The organism is Methyloversatilis discipulorum (assembly GCF_018780585.1).
Classification (GTDB): Bacteria; Pseudomonadota; Gammaproteobacteria; order Burkholderiales; family Rhodocyclaceae; genus Methyloversatilis; species Methyloversatilis discipulorum_B.
This window is the reverse complement of the sequence record NZ_JADMJL010000070.1, coordinates 1-1,810: the sequence shown is the minus strand read 5'-3', so window position 1 is coordinate 1,810 and position 1,810 is coordinate 1. Positions and strand designations below refer to the sequence as shown.

The window sequence follows — 1,810 nt, the reverse complement described above, 5'->3', positions numbered from 1 at the left end:
AGCCGTCGTACGTCTCCTGACGCTCCGCTCCCCGGTCCACATACCGCCAGCCCGTGCGCACGCCCGAGCCGTTCTTGAGTTCGACCAGACGGTCCGATACGTCCGCGTCCGACGCCCAGGTCGTACCGGATAGCTGGTACGTGAACACCCGACCGCTCGGGCGGATCGCCCAGGCCGTGCTGCCGCTCGACGGCGATGTGCGGATCTGTTGCTGGTACTCCACGCTCCAACCCACGCCCAGCGGCATCACGCCCGTGCTCGAACCCGTCACCAGTTCCGAATACCCCGCCTGAATGCTCAGGCTGTTGTAGCTCCGGACGAATCCCAAAGAACCGGACGATACGTCCGATTCCGATAAATACTTGTTGCCTGAACCCAAACCTATCGGATGGGCCGTCGACGGGCATTGACCTCCGGATTCCTTCGACGCACTTATAGACAACACCGGGGGAACAACGCATCTGGCTTGGTCGTAGTCAAAGACTTGTCCTGACGGGCAGGCTGGAGTCCCAGAGCAAGTACCATTTGCCCAATTAAAGTATCCGCCATATATGCAGAACGGCGTACGCCCCATGTAAAAACTGCTGACGTGATTGTTATTGGCAGGGTTACGGCAGTAGCAGTTCGGATAGGCAGTGTACTCATACAACCAATCGCCTGATGTGATGGGCCACCACCATGGCTCTTCTTTGGTACAAAACTGCTGGCACGCATTCTCCGGAGGCCCAGGGATATTTGGTGAGGTCCCTACGTAGTAATCATAAATGGGAGGATAGTCTGCCGACGCATGAGGAATGAAAGAAAAGAAAAAAACCACTACCAACAGCAACACGACAGATCGCGGCGCAAGGAAGATTCCTCCAACCTCATTTTTCTCACATTCGTGAGCATACGCAGACATCGATTACTCCTAGATCAGCACCGCACTTGCGTGTCCCATACCTACTTATTCATTATTAATGCAACCCACCGCCTTTAGAAACAAGATGGCGAGTACACCAACCGCACCTAGCGACGTAAATACATACACGAGCCACCTTGCAAATCCCCAACCCAAAGCATATAGGATCGCTGCAGCAATAGAAGCTATTAAGCAGATAGTTCCGCAGCCCAAGATACTCTTTGCAACACCGGGTCTCATTTGCACAAAATCATTTCCCAATACAATAGTAATTTGTTGTGCATTCGTTGCGGCCGAATCCTGCTGAGCTACTGTCGGGTGAGTACGTAACGCCAACTATCCCACGTCCATACTGAACACCATCCACACCGATATGCACTTGACCCTCACCGCCAATTCCAGCACCACCATACCAATACGGGCCGGATGTTCTTTGCTCACCAGTACACAAGGCACCCCCTCTCGCGATTTGCCCAACGAGACCTAATGTTCCAGAAAGCGGGTGGTTTAATCCACCACCTATACAGGTGTTTGTGTAAAAGCAGATGGTTCCTGTCGTGTCAAATGCAACACCGGAATCCGCCGATGCTATTAGAGGTCCAAAAACCCCCATTCCTCCTGCGCCAAAGGAAACTTGCAAAGTACCATTCGAAACGGAAAGAGGCGCTTGCAATACACGTCCCACAGCTGGGCCGTTCGCCAATCCAGTTGTATCAACACGTTTTGTTGGACGAGCCATCACATAGACAAAAGTATTAACTCCGCCCTCAATCCCGATCGGATCACTGGACAAATACCTCCCCAACCTCGGCACATAGTACCGATGCCAGTTGTAGTGCAGCCCTGACTCCTCATCGAAGTACTGCCCCGGGAAGCGCAGATACACGTAGGTCTTCTGTCCGTTGCCGT

At 53.1% G+C, this 1,810-nt stretch carries 2 protein-coding genes; both read right to left on the bottom strand.

Annotation, left to right across the window (positions count from 1 at the left end):
* The coding region (locus IV112_RS20970; protein WP_304007022.1) for a DUF6531 domain-containing protein at positions 1-379 on the bottom strand (379 nt) is incomplete at its 3' end.
* Positions 380-1,151: 772 nt separating this feature from the next.
* On the bottom strand, positions 1,152-1,810 hold a 659-nt coding region (locus tag IV112_RS20965), incomplete at its 5' end, for an RHS repeat-associated core domain-containing protein (protein WP_304007020.1).